Origin of the sequence: Mesorhizobium sp. M4B.F.Ca.ET.214.01.1.1, from assembly GCF_004791545.1 — a bacterium.
GTDB lineage: Bacteria > Pseudomonadota > Alphaproteobacteria > Rhizobiales > Rhizobiaceae > Mesorhizobium > Mesorhizobium abyssinicae.
The window spans coordinates 1-605 of sequence record NZ_SRUX01000055.1; the positions used below are offsets into that span (position 1 = coordinate 1).

At 64.5% G+C, this 605-nt stretch carries 1 protein-coding gene; it reads left to right on the forward strand.

Annotated features, from left to right (window positions below):
• Positions 1 to 83: 83 nt before the first annotated feature.
• Positions 84 to 503: a proton-translocating transhydrogenase family protein gene (locus EN857_RS33255; RefSeq protein ID WP_127282905.1), complete on the forward strand. Its 420-nt coding sequence runs from the start codon at positions 84 to 86 to the stop codon at positions 501 to 503.
• The last annotated feature ends 102 nt before the right edge of the window (positions 504 to 605 follow it).

Genomic DNA, 605 nt, shown 5'->3' on the forward strand with positions numbered 1-605 from the left:
GAGAAGAAAACGGCGCCCAAAAAGACCGCAGACAAGAAAACCGCTACGAGCAAGTCCGCTGCCAAGCCGAAGGGGATCGCGTGATGGACGCCTTGCAGAAAGCCCTCGACCAGCTCGACCAGGCAACCGCCGCCGTCAGGCTCGCCGTGCAGGACCTGGCCACAGCGCCCGGCGCCGAGGCGGCGGGTGATGCAGCCCATGCACTCTCCGGCGGCGCCATCGACCCCTTCGTCTTCCGCTTCGCCATCTTCGTGCTGGCGATCTTCGTCGGCTACTATGTCGTCTGGTCGGTGACGCCGGCGCTGCACACGCCGCTGATGGCCGTCACCAACGCCATCTCGTCGGTCATCGTCGTCGGTGCGCTGCTTGCCGTCGGCATCTCGGCCTCCGGCCTTGCAACCGGCTTCGGCTTCGTTGCGCTGATGCTGGTTTCCGTCAACATCTTCGGCGGCTTCCTCGTCACCCAGCGCATGCTGGCGATGTACAAGAAGAAGGACAAGTGACGTGAACGCCAACTTCGCTTCCTTCCTCTATCTGGTCTCCGGCATCCTGTTCATCCTGGCGCTGCGCGGCCTGTCGCACCCGACCACCAGCCGGCAGGGCAA

Excerpts from the sequence above, each read along its gene's own strand:
- EN857_RS33255 (WP_127282905.1), top strand. The coding sequence starts at position 84 with ATGGACGCCTTGCAGAAAGCCCTCGACCAGCTCGACCAGGCAACCGCC.